Source organism: Glutamicibacter sp. JC586 (genome assembly GCF_009805585.1).
Lineage (GTDB): Bacteria > Actinomycetota > Actinomycetes > Actinomycetales > Micrococcaceae > Glutamicibacter.
Genome location: NZ_VHIN01000019.1, coordinates 1 through 17,009, shown reverse-complemented (window position 1 = coordinate 17,009; position 17,009 = coordinate 1). Strand labels below are relative to the sequence as shown.

Here is a 17,009-nt window from a genome sequence, read left to right as displayed (position 1 = left end):
TGTCCATTGTCGGACACGAGTACTCACATAGTCACTGGACTACTTTCCGGGCACCCAACCAAGGACTCCACAGTTGGCTCGTGGCCAGGTGAATCGGTGTAGAAGGCTTGTTCAAGGTACGTCTTGCAAGCCCCATGTTCAGTAGCAATAGCGTGGGCAACGCTGGAACGTAACGCGAGCTCGTTCTGCGCTAGAGGCCACGCGAGACTGATGCGTAATTCTTCATCTGCATCGTAGATCATGCGGATTAGCTCGAAAGTGCAACCAGCACTAAGGAATCCTTTCCTGCATGGGGTGCGATCTGGAAATAACGAAAATAACCCGAAAATCTGTGGAAGTTCGACGAAGCAAGAAATCTCTCGCAGGCGGAAACGTCGGATACGTAGAGACCGCGATGGATCAATAGTGAAACTTGTTGATCCAAACTTAGATACGGTTTCACGTGGAACCTCGAAGAATAAGAGGCCCCTCCAATTTGCGCTTCGTTGAGAGGCTTAGGAGGGGGTCGATTAGTTCTAATTTAGCAAAAGATGCCGCGCTCAATCAGAAGCCTCTCCGGGTGTGGATTTCGCGATGATCCACCATTGACTGTGTACTGAATATTTGACTCTTAGAGAGCCACCAAAATTGTGGTTCAGAGCCACCCAATATCCACCTTCAGAGCCACTCTTTATAAACTCCTCCCACCATGCATAGACAGTGTGGTGGAAGGAGCCATTTCCAATGGTACGAAAGATCAACGCGAAGCGAATACTCCAGTTTCGTGCCGAGGGATTGTCAGGACGCGCCATTGCGTCCACCCAAGGCGTTTCACGCAACATCGTTGCCGAAGTCATCAACGCCGCCGATTCAGCCGCCCGCAGCTGGGATGAACTCCAAGGCCTGACCGAAGAAAAGGTCTATCAACGGCTGTTCCCTGGCCGCAGCGAATACGAAAGCGTGTTCACCCAGCCGGACTGGCCCAATGTTCATAGAGAACTCGCCAAAGTCGGCACCAACCTGAAGCTACCGGAGCAGCGTTCATGGGCTACGACCGATTCTGCAAAACTACCAACGCTACGTCTTGGAACATGGCGCCACCTCATGAGTGGAACATAAAGCCGGCGTCAGCGTCGAAGGGGACTGGTCCGGGTAGGCCGACCAGCCGGCCACGATCATCTTTGGCTGGTGCTCGATGGCCAGGCGCTCAACCTCGTCCATGTCCACAACGTTGGTCTCTTCGTTCACACCGTAAAGAACGATGTTGAACAGGCGACCGGAGAAGTTGATCTTCATACCGTGGGTCAGGTGTCCACCGTGAGCCAGGTTCAGACCCAGCACGGTGTCGCCCGGGCGAACTAGTGCGTGGTAGACCGAAGCGTTTGCCTGAGCACCTGAGTGAGGCTGAACGTTGGCGAATTCTGCGCCGAACAGAGCCTTGATGCGATCGATGGCCAGGGTCTCGATGACGTCTACTTCTTCACAACCACCGTAGTAGCGACGACCTGGGTAGCCCTCGGCGTACTTGTTGGTTAGTACCGAACCCTGAGCCTGCATAACAGCCTGGGCGGTGTGGTTCTCAGAAGCGATCATTTCCAGGCGACGCTGCTGACGAGCCAGTTCGGCGTCTATGCGCAGCGCCACCTCCGGGTCCAGTGTGGCAAGGTGTTCGGTCAATGAGCTGATGGTTAGATCCTGGGTGCTGATCAACGATTTCTCCCCAATGTACGAAGTGCAGACAATTGATACATCAAAAGTTCATGACAGGGCTATGAGTCGAATCCTGATGAGTCATTAGGAAGGAATGACATTCCTGCCCAGGAGATGGCGCAATCTGCTCGGCGGCTACACCCCACAAATCGGTGGCACCCCTCCGGTCGCTCGCGCTAGCTAGGCATGGATGGGCTGTTGACTAGGGTAGGATGAGACCGCAGACCCAACGCGACTCGCTGACCGCAGCACTGTTCTGGAGCCAAGGTCCTGCTGCCTCCTTGATCAAGGATGCTACGAACTACCTTTGCTCGACCCTCAACGCTCTTGTCGCACCTCAAAATGACGACAAGCAACGTTTGCCTGGGCGCTTGAATACCGACCCTTCGCCCAGGACCTCTCTGCCAGCCCGGGCTTAGGCGCTCGGGAAGAAAACTCAGGAGTAGCTTTGCCCCGTTCCCATTACGCGCTGGCCCTGGCCGCCAGCGCTCTCCTCGTCTTGCAGCCGCTCGGACCAGCTGCAGCCGACGAAACATTGACCGTTTCCAACCCGGCGTCCACCAGCGATACCGGGGCGTGGGCTTCGAGTTCCGTGGCTATTCCCAAAGGGCAAAGCCCGCGTTCGGTACAGGGGCTGATCGAGACCACCGCCAGCAGTGGAGAAATCCAGCTGCGTGTCGGCCAGAAGATTCTCAAGACCTTCCCAGCGCAACAGGCAGGAGAGTTCGCGATCGACCTGGATGAGTCGGCGCGCGCGTTGCTGGCGGACGGGGAAAGCGACGGCCGCCTGAGCGTGGGCGCAAGATGGGTCCCGGAGGACGCTGCCGGGCGTTGCCTGACAGAGCAACCCGAAGAGGTCAGCCTATCCGGCCTGCGCATCAAGGTCGAGGGCGAAGCGGCCGCCCCGCAGGCGATCGCCCAGTTCTTCGCCATGTCCCCGAAGCGCGTTTCCATCCAGGCCGCCGACCAGTCCGCAGCGGCCGCGATGACCGCTGTCCCGGCGATCGCCACGGCATTCAGCGATGCCGATGTGTCCTGGGAAGCCAAGAACCCTGATCTGACGGTTCGCTTCGACGCAGCGGGCGGGAAACTGAAGCTGAAGCTGGACCGGGCGGGCACGACCCTGACCGTGTCCGGGGATGCACAGGAATTTGCGGGGTTGGACTCGGTGCTGCGCACGGAGGCCATTAGCCTTGCCACCGGCACCGAGACCACCGCCGAAGTCACGCCGGACGAGCCGGTGCGATGGGCGCCGCCCGAGGAATTGAGCCTGAAGGATCTGGGGCTTGAGAATCCACGGTTGGAAGGATACGGGCAGTCCTCGCTGTATACCGGGGTTGACGAAGCGGACTTCGGCGCCAGCATGAACAGCGTGCAGATCCACCTCGCGGGAACGCACAGCGCGCTCCCGCGCAGTGCCGAGGCGGCATTGAACGTGTACTGGAACGACAGCCTGGTGGGTTCCTCTGTGCTGGATGCACAGGACACCTCCATCAACACCGACATAGCCGTGCCCGAAAGCTTGGTGAAGGGGCGCAACGGCCTGCGGATCCAGCTGGATGCCGCGGCTGTCGGAGCCGAATGCCGCACGGCCGGATCGCTGCCTGTCCAGGTGCACCTTGACGGCGCGGCCAGCTCGATCACCCCGGCTTACGGCACCGGCACGACCCAAGGCTTCGAGATGATGCCCCAGGCCGCTTCAGGCCAGATCGGCCTGGCACTTGGCCAGTCCGCGGAACCCTCCGACGCCTACCTGCTGGCCACGGGCCTCTTGGCCTCCCTGCAGCAGGCCAGTGGTGTTCCGCTGCAGGTCACGCTGCTGCCGGAAGAGGAGGTGGCGTCCTCCCCGCTCAGCGCTGTTGTCGTCGGGGCCTCGGCGGACACCATCAATGAGCTGGGCGCGCCACTGCGCCTGGAGGCAATGCGCACCATCGACGCGCAGATGCTCTCTGCCGGGGTCGGCACCGAGACGCCATACGCGGCACTTCAGGCATTTACCAGCAACTCGCGCACCATCCTGGCCGCCGGCGGCTGGGCCCCGGATGATGCCACCGGCGCGGCCGAGGCATCGCGGACCGGTGTCAGCTCGCTCTACGCCGATCTGGCCCACCAGGTGCTCGCTTCCGAAGGCGGATGGTCCGCGCTCTCGCGCAATCTGCTCATCGCCCAGCCGAATGCCGAACCGGTACTGCTGGAAAGCAATTCCGTCGTGCCCCAGCCATCGCGCACCGATGACTATCGGATTTATGGGTGGTGGGCCGTCGGCGGACTGGCTGTGCTGGTAGCACTCGGTGCTGCTGGCGCCCTGGCATACCGGCGCACCAACCGCAAGGCGCGGGCGCAGGCAGAAGCCGAGGCGAAGGCCGCCGCCCCATCTGCTGCCCACGATGAGCTCTAGCTCCGCGGCGGCCACCGCACCGGTGGCGCCAGTTCGGCCCACACTGCGCGGCTGGCGGCGCGCCTGGCAACTGTTGGATGCGCCGCCGGAGGACCGCAAGGTCCCCGGCACCCTGCTGATCGCCGGCTTCGCGCTGGCAGTATCCCTTGGGGCCAGCGTATATACCGTCAGCACCGGCTGGGCGCTGGCCTATTCGGATGCGCAGAGCCACCTGACGATCGCCCGGCGCATCGTTGATTCCATGGCTCCGGGCTTCGCCCAGTTGGGCACCGTGTGGCTCCCGGTGCCGCACCTGCTGCTGGTGCCGCTGGTCCAGCTCGATCCGCTGTTCCACTCGGGGTGGGCCGCCGCGCTGCTGGGCAGCTTCTCGCTGGCCGGCACCGCGGCCGGCCTCTACCGTATTGTGGCCAGGCTCGGTATCGGGCGTGCCGGGAGGCTGGCCATGATCCTGATGCTCGTCGCGAACCCCAGCGTGCTGTATCTGTACACCACCGCGCTCACCGAACCGGTGCTCCTGCTCTTTCTCGTTGCGGCGCTCGCCGGTCTCACCCGGTGGGCGCTGGGCACGCGGCGCATGAGCGCAGGGGAGCTGGCCATCTTCGCTGGCCTGCCGACGGCCGCGGCCATGCTCTCCCGCTACGAGGGCTGGATGCTGGCGTTGACCGGGACCATTTTCGTGATCCTGGTGACCATCAGGCGCACCCGCTCGTTGCGCCAGGTCATGATCATGGGCGCCGGATTCGCCTGGATCCCGGCATTGTCGGTGCTGTGGTGGCTGGCCTACAACTGGGGCATCTATGGCGATCCGCTGGAGTTCATGTTCGGCCAGTATTCGGCCAGCGCGCAGCAGTCTTCCATTAGCAGCAGCGGCCTGCTGCCCACCAAGGGAAACCTCGGATTGACCCTGGTGACCTTCCATGCCTCGGTGCTGGGAACCGCGGGGACGCTGCTGCTGGTCTTGGCGGGTGCCGGATTGCTCCTGGCCGCCTACCGCTGGCGCTTGTCCACGGCCGGACTGGTATTCTGGCTGACCGCCAGCGCCTACGTCTTCGCGGTACTCAGCATGTACATGGGCCAGACCGCCATCAACAACGCCCACTCCTTGCCGAGCACCTGGTGGAATAACCGCTTTGCGATGACCGCCATGCCGCTGTATCTGGTGGCCGCCGCGCTGGCCGTGGACCGGGTATTCGCGCGCTTTCCGGCGCACCGGGCAAGGGCGGTGCTGGCCGGGGTGCTGCTGGTCGCGACCGTGCTGCAGGCCAACTGGTGGGCCAATGGGCCGATAGCTCGTGTCCCCGTGCTGGCCGAGGCGCAGATGAGCCGGGACTCGACCCGCTACTCCACCGAGGCCGCGCGCTGGCTCTCCGAGCACTACGACGGCGGGTCGGTGCTGATCGATGAGAGCGCGCGTGGCAATTCGGTCATTCCACTGCTGGGGATCGACATCTCGCAGATCTACCTGCGGGCCTCGGGGGATTTGTTCGACCAGGCACTGGCCAATCCGGCAGCGCACGCACGCTGGATACTGCTGAACGTCGAGGAGGAAGGAGCCGCCATCAACTCGGGCCCGGTGGATCTTGTGGACCAGGCGTTGACCAGGCTGCCGGCAGTCCGGTCGCAGTACCACACCGTCTACAGCTCACCCACGCATGCCGTGTTGCAAAGGAACGACTGATGAATACTCCCTCCATGCCCCTGGGGCAGCTGCTGATCGAGCATGGCCTGGTGGATCAAGCGGCGATCGACCGCGCCCTGGCGGACCAGCGCCGCGAAGGCGGCCTGCTGGGCCGCCACCTGCTGCTCAATGGCTCGGTCGACCGCCGCGCGATGTACCGGGTGCTTGCCGCGCAATGGCAGACCGAATTGGTGGACTTGGTGGCAGATCCGCCGCAACTGGATCTACTGGTGCAACTCGACCACACCTGGGCACTGTCCTCCGCATGGATACCCTACCGTTGCGAGGGTGAGAGCACGGTCATCGTCACCTGCGAGCGTCCGACCGAGCTGATGCTGGCCGACGCCGAAGAGCGTCTGGGCACACCGGTGCGGGTTGTGGCGGCCACCGACTGGGACATGCAGCAGGCGCTGCAGTCCGCGTTCCGCCGAGAAATGCTCTATGACGCCTCCGATAAGCTCTCCGCCGAGGAACCCTCGGCGTCAGCGCGCGTGGCGCTGACCACTTGGCAGAAAGTGCTGCCTGTGCTGCTCGCCGCGGCGCTGGCCGCCGGTTTGCTCCTCGACGTGCGGCTTACGTTGATCATTGTGCTGTTCATCGCGAATATCAGTTTCGCCTCCAGCATCCTGTTCAAGACGCTGGCCAGCATCAACGCCCCGATCCAGCGGGCCCGCGAACGCCTGGGCGCGCGGCTGCTACAGCGGTGGCGCAAGGATCTGGGGGTCGCCGTCGATAGCGGTGGACGCATCCCGGATGATGAATTGCCGGTCTACACCATCTTGATCCCGGCCTTCCACGAGGCCAATATCATCGCGAAGCTGCTGGATAATATCGGGGCGCTGGACTACCCCCGCTCCAAGCTCGAAGTCCTCCTGCTGCTGGAGGAGGATGACGCGGAAACGATCGCGGCCGCCAAGGCCGCAGCTCCGCCAATGAACGTGCGGATCCTGGTGGTGCCCCGAGGCGTGCCACAAACCAAGCCCCGCGCCTGCAATTACGGGCTGGCGCTGTCCAGCGGCGAGTTCTGCGTGATCTACGATGCCGAGGACCGCCCCGAACCAGACCAGCTGCGACTGGCCATTGCTGCTTTCCGCGAGGATGAAAGAATCCGGCGCGATGTGGATCCCACCGCCCGACCGCTGGTGTGCGTCCAGGCGGCCTTGAATTACTTCAATGCCGAGCACAATGTACTCACCAGGATGTTCGCTGTGGAATACTCGCACTGGTTCGATTCCATGCTGCCGGGCATGGAGGGCACCGGCGTCCCGTTGCCGCTGGGCGGCACGTCGAATCATTTCCGCTCTGCGCAGCTGCGTGAGCTCGGCGGCTGGGATCCGTGGAATGTCACCGAGGACGCGGATCTGGGACTGCGCGCCAGCGTGCGGGGATTCCGTGTGGGGATCATCGACTCGACGACCTGGGAGGAAGCTTGTTCCAAGGTTCCGGCGTGGATCAAGCAGCGCACCCGGTGGATCAAGGGCTACATGATCACGGCCGCCGTTAATATGCGTCGGCCCCTGCGATTCGTGCAGCGCACCGGGCTCGGGGGAGCCGTGGGCATGATCGGCCTGATTGCCGGGACTCCGCTGGCGTTCTTGTCCTACCCGCTGGTTCTCGGGTTCACGATCTTCACCTATGTCGGTGTCCGGTTTATCGGGCTGCAACTTCCCACGGGTTTGCTGGGTCTGGGCTGGGCGACCATGCTCTTTGGAAATGCCATGATGATTCTGGTTTCGGGGCTGGTGTCCTGGCGACGCTACGGAGCCAGGGTGGCGGTTTTCGCGGTGCTCAACCCCGCCTATTGGGTCCTGCACTCCATCGCCGCTTGGCGTGCCGCGTACCAGATGGCACGCACTCCGCATGTCTGGGAGAAAACCCCGCATGGGCTCGATGAGGAGGAAGGCTTCGCCCTGCCAAGGGCGAAGGCCCGGCGTTCCTCGACGCCTGGAGAACCTTGAGCCCTGCGCAGCCGTGGGATGCGTTGATGGAGGTGCTACTTCGCCTGATCGCTATTGATTGACCGTTGCCTGCGGTTTGCAATGGTGCTGAGCACAAGGGTCACGACCAAGCTGGCGGCGATGGCCAGGGTCCATCGAAGAAGCATCGGGATATCGGTCAGAATATCCAGCGCCGCATTGGCGGCGAACGCGACAATGACGCTGGGGATGACAATCATGTAGGTACGCATGAGGTCGACTCTTCACGGGATCCGTCGAAAAATCAATGGACTGGCCATTATTTGACCTGGTTAATCTGAAATCACCTGCCTTGGCCCAGCAATGGTGTGGCGGCAGCATCGAAGGCCCCTGAGCGAAGAAGACGTTGCCCAGGATGCCAATGGTGCCACGCCCCGTCCTGCAGGGTTCATGACCGGCGGCACACTGGCCATGCGTGGTTTCGCACGCAGTTCGGGAACCAAAGTTCGAGGAAATGGAGGGTGGAGGGAGCGGATTGCCCCGAAGCAGCCTTCAAAAAGCTGCTTTACGCCTGTAATGCAACGAGCTCCTTATCCGTGGCGTTGTGTGGCGAATGATTCGGAGGGTTTGCGGCCGATGTAAGATCCATCGCGCAGTCCTCAGAGACGAAAACGTCTTGGTTCCGCCGATCGGCTTCATGGGTTCTGATTGACATGCGACCAAAGCCGATTCTGGTGGCTTTCCGGTCGTCGAGAATGTCTCGCAGCTAGCGGCGCAGCTACGATTCCGCGTCATCGGTTGCGACACATGGTTGCGAGAATTCTGGACCATTGAGTTTCCGCGGATTTTTCGTTGGGGGAGTGAATGTCGACGAGAAGTATTGCAACCTATGGGTTGTGATACATGCGGTAATCTTCCGGTGAGTATATAGGTCAGCGGGCAGTCGTCAACCATTTTTTCTCTATGCCGTAAACCTGATTAGCGACGTGCAGTATTACTATGAGGCTGTGATGAACTCTTTTGGAATGCTGCTTGGGGACACGGCTATTGGGCTGGTGCATGACGGGATTGCAGAAAATGAACTGCTCTATGGGCAGATGATCATAGATGAGAACTATGGTCCGTTGCTTGTTGTGTCGTTCCCAGATGACATCTTCGGGGAAAAGGATCCGCGCTGGTGGAAGCACGATGATGTCATCCCGGAAGTGTTGAGTTTCCGTTCGGTGGAGGGGAGTGCATCTTTCCTTGATTGCGTCGTTATCAGACGGAAGCGACGTTTTTCCGGCGTCTCGGAGATTACGATGCGCCCCGCAGCAGTCATCTATGATTTGATCTCAAAGACTAAAGATGGGCCTCTTGAAGCAAGCCAAGTTACTTCTACTATTGAATATTTAGGTGAATGGCTTGATCAGGGAAGTATGACTACTCGGCTTGAACAAGATGGTTCGGGAAAAGTAGTAGCATACGAAGTTCGTGTGGAAACGTCACCAAGCACGAATCTTACTCTTTCGAACATGAGTGTAGAGCTGTCAACTCCTTGGCGAGGACGTTCTAATCATGGCCAGGCAAGCATCGAAACTAACGGTCAGATAAGTACCATCGCAAAGCGTCCACTCCCAGTGGATGATCATCTGAATGTCCATAAGCGTTTACGCGATTTCTTAGTTATCTCCACAGGCAAGCCTGTAAAGATTTCTGATCATGAGCTGAAGTTTGAGGTTGAAAGCGACTCACTAGAATTTACGCATTTCAGTACCGCTCATGAACAGTTCGCTGCTGAACACGACGTGCCCCGTGGCGTGGATCATTTGATCGATTTTAATGAAGTAGTGACACCGAAATTAGAGGCGTGGCTAGAAACTGATTCTTCACTTGCAGGCAAAAGCGGAGCTCTTATTCAATTGCTAGAACGAGAGCATTTCACTAGTACTGATCGAGTAATCTATGCGGGGATGACTGCAGAGAGCCTGGGTAAAGAACTACCTCCGGTTCTCGGCGATACCTTCACATATAGCGGGAATCCCAGCAAGAGTCATCCTGGATTCCCGACCCAGTACACATACGTATTACGCTGCATAGCTCATTCGAGGCTGGACTTTACCATCTCTCCATTGAGTATCTACGAGGCGAGTAAAGCAATTGCCCAAAACTACAACAAAACTAAACACTACGAACCTTCGAAAACCCCGGAGCCTTCAGTATCGATAATTCTAGGCAGAGTTCTTACTGTAGCCCTACGGAAATTGATGACCCGGGCGGTGCGCTCCAAGTTGCCAATGTTCTATCCTGAGGCGTACGATCGCGAAGCACGTTATGCAGTTGGAGCGCTTGAAAACATAGGGCTAGACGAAAACGGGTGGCCTCGCTACAAGGTCGTTACAGAAAATATCGAATCCTAGTACTCGTGCAATAACTATTTTTTGCTACATAATTTTCGGCACTGGGTTTTGCGACGATCCTGACGGAAAAATCTGTTGCTATTTCAACCGACCCGTTTTCCGTATCGCGTCCCGTGGAGAATGTGTCATAAACGACCGGTTTTGATCAAGCGGTATGGATCTGCCTAATCGACCGGCAATGAGGCTTATGCTCACATCCGAGTCGGTATCATAGTCGAATCCGTCAACATATTTCTCAATTATTTCTTGCCAAACAAATTTTTTGATTCGAAATACTCATTAGTTTAAAAATCTCTTGACTTTCCAATTTTCTCTATGAATACTAAGCGAACGCATAAATAGTGCGCATCCCAGCTTATAGAGCATGGAGGATCTTGTGAATCCTTTTCAAGACCGACGCAAGGGCAAAATGCTTTTGTGCGGAGCTGTAACCCTGTCATTGGTGGTACTGCCCTCATTTTCCGCAGTAGCTCAGCCAAATCTCGTTCCTAGTGTTTCTTCATCAAAGTCTGCGAGTTCTAGTTCGCATGAAGAAACAGTGGTTCAGCTTGGCGCAATCGAGGCTTACGGCGATGCCGCGGAAGTGGTGCTAGATGCACCAGGAGCATCTTCGTCATCGCTCGCTAGAATGGCCCAGCCCCTTTCTGATACGGCCGAAGAATCTGTTTCAGTCGCGCAAGAAGAATTGGGCGAAATTTCACTCACCTTAGGCGAACCTGCCGCCGGTGGTTACAACTCAAGCGTAGAAATTGAGTCTCCAAAATTGGTGTCCTCAACCGAGACACAGCAAAAAGTAAGTGCGATGGTGACTTTTAGCTACCATCTTCAGCCGGATGACAATGGATACTCTGGCCCGTCTTCTTGGGCAGATGAACATCTGTTGACCTTGGAGAAAGGTAATGAAGGCTGGGCTGTCGTTGCTGACGAAGTGGTTCCTTATGAAGAGAGCAGCCTGGCTGCCGATGAGAGCGACCCTACCCCCGAGCCAGAGGAAATTCCGATGTCTCCTGATCTGAAGTCGGATGACGATAAGCCCGGCATTCCGATCGAAGACATTGCACAACCAGCCGATGGAACAATCGGAGTACCAGCCGCAGGATACTCCAAGCAGAACAGCATTAATGTTCAAAACTTCGTCTCTTACGCGATTAGCCGCACTTCCGGAAGGTACGCAAAAGACGGCACGGCCTATGTCAACGGTACATATCCGAAGTACAACAACAACTGCGCTAATTTCGTTTCTCAGGTGCTGGACCAGGCGGGATGGTACCTGACCGGAGGCAATTCTACTCAGATTCATGAAAAGACGAAGTGGACTTTCAACCTTGCCGGTATTGCAGGGGCAACGAGAACTTGGACGAAGGCCAGCAATCTCTATTCTTACTCGCTGAACACCGGTAGGTACAAGTTCCTATCGAACGTCTGGAATGCACGTTCAGGAGACTTAATCTTTGTAGATTGGGATCCAAATGGATACCCAGACGGGTACATTGATCACGTAATGGCTGTCACAGGACGAGCAAACTATGCCCCAAGAATCTCACAAAAGTCATCGAACCGTTCGAATATTTCCCTCGAAACAACGGTAGCCTTAGCCAAGCAGCAGGGTAAGAAATACACCTGGTACGGACTGGATCTCCGGTAGAAAGCGGTTGGAATGAATGATTTGTGGAATAGCCAGCCGCTCTCTTTTTGGGTCCTCGCTGGAGTGTGCGGAATCGGGTTGATTTCAGTCGGACCGCTACTTTGGTCTTTTTCCAAGTCGACCCGCAACGGCAAAATACTCGCGGTTGTGGGGACTCTTCTCGTTGCAGCTTCTCTAGTGGTGTTAGTTTACCCTGTCACCATTGATGGTGCGATGTGTGGTCGGGGAGCTGGTGCTACAGGCTGGGATAATCCTCCTTCCTATGGTGGATATGAATGCAGGGACGCACAGTGGAGGGTGTTTTGGGCTGGAACGGTGTTGCTCGTACTGGGGGTTGGATCTTCAGTTGTTTCACTATTTCCACATTTCAAAGCTCGTTCACGTGATTATTCGTTGAACCACTAAGCTCGTAGTTTTTGGTGCATTTGTGAGAACCGCTGCGGTGATTGGTATTCCTGGATGGATGCTATTTACCGCAGCGATTTTCTATGCCGCTCTGTTTGTGCTGTCTCGTTTTCAGTGGGCCTGCATGTGTAGGGAATCGAAAACGACCGTTTTTGGACTCCGTATAAGGCCCCTTCACCGGGCATTTTCTCGGGCGGGGTATATGGGAATCTGAAATCGTTGAAAACTCGGAGTTTCGAAAACTTACCAAGCCAACGGATCGAGTGTCCCGTATGGCGACCGGCTTGCGGGACGGTTCCAGATGGTCTATCCGGACCTACCCTTTTCGGAGACTGCAACTGTTTCTGTGGCAAGGGCACAAGCGTGTTAGCTGGAACTGAGACGACAACGGGATAATACATAGATGAGCGATACGCGGAGAAAAATAGGTACCCTCGACTTGAACCCAGCGCTAGAACACCTTCGGGTGCCCGAGAGTGATCTCTGCTGGTGGTGTGGAGACATTGCCACCACTGCAGAACATAGAATCAAAGCTTCAACGCTTCGTCGGGTGGCGAGAACGGACGACGGCACCATTGCGCCGGACAACGTCTTTAAGAAGAGCTCGGACTACGAGGCGACACTTCAGAGCCTCAAAAAAGGCGCTCAAATACGTTGGCGCAAGAACCTATGTGCCAACTGCAATAACAATAAGAGCCAACCGTTCGACCGATCTTACGACCATTTTGAAGCTTGTCTGGTGGAACACATCGATGAGATATTCGGGTGGGAACGACTCGATTGGCAAACAGTCTATGGTTCCGACTGGCAGGAACGAGCACGGAACCTTGCTCGGTACTTTGGCAAACAGCTTGGTTGCATGCTGGCTACCCAGCAACTTCGAGTACCTGATGAACTCATTGAATTCCTCAATGGTTCAGAACGCTGCCCGTCTGTGCTCTTCATGCTGCAGATTAACCCCCGTGCTGTTGAAGCGCACGAGAAGATGCGTAGCGATGGATTTGAAACCGGTCTATCCGATTTCGTTGGACTACTTGAGGCAACTGCCTACGAAACTAGAGGTGTCTTCTCCGGAATCGACTACGGCTACCACATTGGGTATTTATGGTTCATTGCGCAGTGGCGAGCCGACGCCGACGTTACTTCGTGGTTCGACTACCAAGAGATTGACCTGCCCAGGCTTTCCAATGAATAGAAATGATCAGCCCTGGCACCATATTTATGGACTCCCACAAGGGTTGCACCTACGGAAATTTAGCTAACGCAGGCAACATCGATCTTTCCAAGGCTCGATTGGCTGACAGTAGGCTGATCATCGAACTACGATGAGGCCCATGACAGATACGTTTTCCCGCCATTCATGGTGATCCCGCAGCCATCGACCAGCTCACCGTTCTAAGATCGGCGAGACTGGATATCTCCGATGGCGGTTGCTGCGGCAATACCTATGTGTTTTCGACGGAGCAACGGGCGCAAACGGATTGGACTTTTGGCTGCCAGGGGGCCGAACTGATCGTCAGCGCCGCGGCCGAGCCCATTCTCCGTGCGGCAATCCTCGATTGCAGTTCGCGGATCAAACCGCCGCGGTTCCGGGTCATCAAGTATCCCAACACACCTGACCGGTGCCCTTGCAGCCGGTCCTCCGGCAAGGAATGAGCAGCAACACTGCCGTTCCAGGGCATTAATGCCTTGGGATGACGATGGGGCATAGCGACCGATACGAAAACCGCATGTCCGGTTAGCGTTGGACTGCGGGACTCGGGAACCGCTATCGGACAGGTGAATCAACTGCCCTCCCAGAGCTGTCAACTGCAGTCACAATCCTTCAAGCGCACGGATACGCGGGAATCGGGCTTCGAGCCCTCCAACGTACTCATCCCAGGGTATCCCAGCCGGAGCCTGCCCTGCCATCGATGCCGAGGGCTGGTCGCGATATTGCTCCTCGATCGAGGTTCCGGTCATCTCCATGAAGATCTCCTCGGGCACGTATCGAATCTCTTCCGCGTCCATCACCACGGCCGGGTCGTTAAGTTGCCCGTTGCCCAGCAGCGTCGGATCCGCGAGACAGGAGTGGTAAAAGTCCCGACCCTGCGCCACGACCCAAGTGCGCACGTCGGTGAATTCATCGTCACCGCATCCACCTAGCAACAAGTACGCCACACCCCACAGCTCCCAGGAGTACAAGGCATTGGTCTTGAGGACGAACAGCCGGTCGAAAGCCACGATCTCTGGCTGGGTGGATTGGCGCAGTTCTTTGCGCAGTGCCTCGGCCAGACCCTCAGCATCCCCGTCACAGGATTCCCGTGCCCGGCCGATGATATGCCAGAACCTCTGCTCGGTAATTTCTTCGCGTGCAAGCGCGGTGGCTTCGATATCGGCCTCCTGAGCGGAAAAGTCCCCTTCGACGACAGGTTCGTAGTAGCCCTCAAAGAGATTGCCAGATCTTCCCTCGGGGTCTAGATCGGCAGCCAGTCTTTCACCGAGACGGACCCGATCAGCCCAATCATCGGGTCGATCGGGCCAAATCTTGTACAACCACCGAAGGTTCTTGCCGTATCCCCTCACGACGATGCGTTGGGCTTGAATGTCCCAGAAAGTTTCGGGATCCAGAATTTCGATGTTATCGAGGACCAGAAGGTTCAGTTCTCCTTGGCCAGAGAAGTGGGCGAGATTACGCACCCTCGAAACCTCCGAGAACTCCAGACGTTCAATGCGGCCAAAGGCTCCAGCTCCGGCAAAATCGACCTCTGGACACCGCACTATCCCAACGCGGTCAGCTTCAAAGTATGGCTTGAACCAGGAATCACCGGCCGAGATTCGAGGACTGACTAACTCAAGCACGCCAGGGGCGTCTTTGTTAGTGAGCTTCCTGTCCAGCGTCGATAGTGCATCCTGCGTCGCGTTGAAAATCCAGATGTCGTTGATCTGGGGTTGCCGGAGCACCGGGACCCAACATTCATGCCACCGAAACCCAACGGCTCTCACCGGGGACCAGTCGTATCCAGCCGGAAGGCTCGTTACCTTTGCGTAAAACACACCCACAGACCACAGCGGTCCTAGCTCGGCCAAGTTCTTTAAGTCGATGGCGCTGTATCTGTCGTAGATCAAATCCCCGTGGTCAACGGTACTGAGGTAAGAGGCCAGCGTTGATGTTCTCATTCAGTGGTGTCCTCACGCGTTCAGGGTCAACTGTCGTTCTAATGTAGACCATAAATAGCGGGCGGGCACCCGAATTTGGCCCTTGGCGCGTAGCCGCAATCGTCCGACCATCACCGAGCTATGGCTGGGCCCTGCGAATCCGCGGCTGCTCGCTCATATTCATCCCGCAGAAGGTTCCCCTTACGGTAGTTCGGGGCAGTGCTGGGGACTATGGAAAGAAATCCTGAGGACTTCGGAAACTGACAAAACCCCGGCGACACGCCGGGGTTTTTTCTTTCAGAAACGTCTTACAAAACCGAAACGTTGCACAACCAGGTTGTGTAGCGTTTTTGGCATGACAGTCATTCGATATGCGCGAGTGAGCACGCGCGAGCAGAACCCGGAGTCGCAAGCGGCCGAGCTGCGCGCGGCCGGGGCCGAGCAGATATTTACTGACCGAGGGGAGTCGAGCCGGGAAGCTGCGCGGCCGCAATGGGTCGCGTGCAAGCCGCAATTGAAACCAGGGGATACGTTGATCATCCGTGCCCTGGATCGCGTGGCCGGTGAAGAGCGAATGGCCATCGAGATTATTCGTGAGCTGGGGGAGCGCGGCGTGCGGATCAAAAGCCTTACCGAGCCATTCTTAGACGTGGACATATCTACGCCAATGGGCGAAGCCATCGTGGGCATCATGGCGGTAATGGCGCAACTGCGCGTTTCCATGATCAGGGAGAACACCCGCAGGGGATTAGCGCACGCGCGCGCCCAGGGCAGGGTCGGAGGGCGGCCGCGCGTCATGGATGCAGATCGCACCGCCACGGCGCGGCAGCTGCGCGAGGAAGGGAAGAGCTACGCGCAGATCGGCAAGATCCGTGGTGTCAGCGCAGCGAGCATCTACCGTGCAATATCCGCCGAAAATCATTGAATCACAATGATAACCAATGTTATATTTGAAGTGAGGAAATGTTCGTTTCGAGGTTTAGGAGGTTGTTATGAGCCAGCTAATGGAACGTCCGCAGCATGATGGAATGCGCGCGCTGTTGTTGAGGGCGCGGCAACGTGTAGAGGTTGATGCACTGGACTATAAGCGCACTTTGAAGGCTGCTGCGGGTGGTATGACTCAGCGCGAGATGGCGGCGCTACTGGGTATGTCTCAGCCGGCCGTTGCCAAGGCTCTGCAGCGCGCACAGGCTGTGCCGGAGGTTGTAGGTGAGTTCAATGCTGCAAGCCCTTATGAGGTGTGCCAGCGGTACGCGGCCGGGTTTATTGACCGTGAAGAACTGGTGCGTCTGCTGGTTGAGTGGCCATATAAACCGACCCCTTGGGCGAACGAGTACGGCGAGTACGAAGAGAGCCTGGATGGTACTTGGGGAGAAGTAGGCGACGCGCTGCGGCATGAGCTGATTGACGCTGCTACTTATGATGAAGTTTTGATGAGGACGGCCGATTAGGCGGCGAGCAACCGAAGGGTGAATCGTTGGCTAACGACGAATCAATAGAACGACATTACGCGGCTCTGCGCCAGGTGCTGGCTGATCCTGATATGAACCCGCGTGGGGCATACTCGACGGTCAGTCAAGAGCAGTATTTTACTCAAAGTGGATCGCGACCGCGTGCCACATCGGAGCGGGTGGTTGGGTCCCTTTAAACAGTCCAGCAGCTATGCGATAGCTAACTGATTCTCTCTAACCCATTCATCCCAAAACCGGGACGGCGTCAACCCATCCAAAGACCCATGGGG

11 protein-coding genes and 2 pseudogenes are annotated in these 17,009 nt (G+C 57.5%); 10 read left to right on the top strand and 3 right to left on the bottom strand.

All coding sequences use genetic code 11. The features are described from left to right. Positions 1-723 precede the first annotated feature (723 nt). Positions 724-1,084: pseudogene (locus tag FJV47_RS13440) on the top strand (IS21 family transposase); the annotation flags it as partial. Between the two features lie 38 nt (positions 1,085-1,122). Here the strand turns inward: FJV47_RS13440 and FJV47_RS13435 are convergent. Continuing rightward, positions 1,123-1,704, bottom strand: a pseudogene (locus FJV47_RS13435) (serine hydroxymethyltransferase); the annotation flags it as partial. Positions 1,705-1,901: 197 nt separating this feature from the next. On the opposite strand from FJV47_RS13435, the gene FJV47_RS13430 reads away from it, so the two are divergent. Genes FJV47_RS13430 through FJV47_RS13415 form a run of 4 tightly spaced genes read left to right on the top strand, consistent with a single transcriptional unit; the run spans position 1,902 to position 7,723 of the window. After that, the gene (locus FJV47_RS13430) at positions 1,902-2,108 is read left to right on the top strand and encodes a hypothetical protein (RefSeq protein ID WP_159613880.1); all 207 of its coding nucleotides are present in this window, start codon (positions 1,902-1,904) and stop codon (positions 2,106-2,108) included. Between the two features lie 29 nt (positions 2,109-2,137). Continuing rightward, positions 2,138-4,087, top strand: coding sequence for a cellulose biosynthesis cyclic di-GMP-binding regulatory protein BcsB (locus FJV47_RS13425; protein ID WP_159613878.1), 1,950 nt, complete (start codon positions 2,138-2,140; stop codon positions 4,085-4,087). Beyond that, positions 4,077-5,765: a hypothetical protein gene (locus FJV47_RS13420; RefSeq protein WP_159613876.1), complete on the top strand. Its 1,689-nt coding sequence runs from the start codon at positions 4,077-4,079 to the stop codon at positions 5,763-5,765. Before FJV47_RS13425 ends, FJV47_RS13420 begins: the two co-directional genes overlap by 11 nt. After that, positions 5,765-7,723: a glycosyltransferase gene (locus tag FJV47_RS13415; RefSeq protein ID WP_159613874.1), complete on the top strand. Its 1,959-nt coding sequence runs from the start codon at positions 5,765-5,767 to the stop codon at positions 7,721-7,723. Before FJV47_RS13420 ends, FJV47_RS13415 begins: the two co-directional genes overlap by 1 nt. A gap of 35 nt (positions 7,724-7,758) precedes the next feature. Here FJV47_RS13415 and FJV47_RS13410 read toward each other — a convergent pair whose 3' ends face one another. Next, on the bottom strand, positions 7,759-7,953 hold the full coding sequence (locus FJV47_RS13410) for a hypothetical protein (RefSeq protein WP_159613872.1): 195 nt from the start codon (positions 7,951-7,953) through the stop codon (positions 7,759-7,761). Positions 7,954-8,691: 738 nt separating this feature from the next. On the opposite strand from FJV47_RS13410, the gene FJV47_RS13405 reads away from it, so the two are divergent. The 3 genes from FJV47_RS13405 (at position 8,692) to FJV47_RS13395 (ending at position 13,325) form a co-directional block, all read left to right on the top strand. Then, the gene (locus tag FJV47_RS13405) at positions 8,692-10,080 is read left to right on the top strand and encodes a hypothetical protein (protein ID WP_235026473.1); all 1,389 of its coding nucleotides are present in this window, start codon (positions 8,692-8,694) and stop codon (positions 10,078-10,080) included. A 583-nt stretch (positions 10,081-10,663) separates the two neighbouring features. Then, a complete protein-coding gene (locus tag FJV47_RS13400; RefSeq protein WP_159613868.1) occupies positions 10,664-11,725 on the top strand; it encodes an amidase domain-containing protein in 1,062 nt (353 codons plus the stop codon). A gap of 955 nt (positions 11,726-12,680) precedes the next feature. Further along, positions 12,681-13,325, top strand: coding sequence for a hypothetical protein (locus FJV47_RS13395; RefSeq protein ID WP_159613866.1), 645 nt, complete (start codon positions 12,681-12,683; stop codon positions 13,323-13,325). Positions 13,326-13,945: 620 nt separating this feature from the next. On the opposite strand, the gene FJV47_RS13390 is transcribed toward FJV47_RS13395, so the two are convergent. After that, entirely contained in the window at positions 13,946-15,289 is a 1,344-nt protein-coding gene (locus tag FJV47_RS13390; protein WP_159613864.1) for a DUF4240 domain-containing protein, read from the bottom strand. 334 nt (positions 15,290-15,623) lie between these two features. Here FJV47_RS13390 and FJV47_RS13385 point away from each other — a divergent pair, with 334 nt between their 5' ends. Further along, positions 15,624-16,193, top strand: coding sequence for a recombinase family protein (locus FJV47_RS13385; protein ID WP_159613862.1), 570 nt, complete (start codon positions 15,624-15,626; stop codon positions 16,191-16,193). 67 nt (positions 16,194-16,260) lie between these two features. Further along, a complete protein-coding gene (locus FJV47_RS13380) occupies positions 16,261-16,719 on the top strand; it encodes a hypothetical protein (protein ID WP_159613860.1) in 459 nt (152 codons plus the stop codon). Positions 16,720-17,009: the final 290 nt, after the last annotated feature.

Bases quoted from the DNA above. Each gene is read 5' to 3' on its own strand.
- FJV47_RS13430 (WP_159613880.1), top strand. From the start codon at position 1,902: ATGAGACCGCAGACCCAACGCGACTCGCTGACCGCAGCACTGTTCTGG.
- FJV47_RS13420 (WP_159613876.1), top strand. From the start codon at position 4,077: ATGAGCTCTAGCTCCGCGGCGGCCACCGCACCGGTGGCGCCAGTTCGG.
- FJV47_RS13415 (WP_159613874.1), top strand. From the start codon at position 5,765: ATGAATACTCCCTCCATGCCCCTGGGGCAGCTGCTGATCGAGCATGGC.
- FJV47_RS13410 (WP_159613872.1), bottom strand. From the start codon at position 7,953: ATGCGTACCTACATGATTGTCATCCCCAGCGTCATTGTCGCGTTCGCC.
- FJV47_RS13405 (WP_235026473.1), top strand. From the start codon at position 8,692: ATGAACTCTTTTGGAATGCTGCTTGGGGACACGGCTATTGGGCTGGTG.
- FJV47_RS13390 (WP_159613864.1), bottom strand. From the start codon at position 15,289: ATGAGAACATCAACGCTGGCCTCTTACCTCAGTACCGTTGACCACGGG.
- FJV47_RS13385 (WP_159613862.1), top strand. From the start codon at position 15,624: ATGACAGTCATTCGATATGCGCGAGTGAGCACGCGCGAGCAGAACCCG.
- FJV47_RS13380 (WP_159613860.1), top strand. From the start codon at position 16,261: ATGAGCCAGCTAATGGAACGTCCGCAGCATGATGGAATGCGCGCGCTG.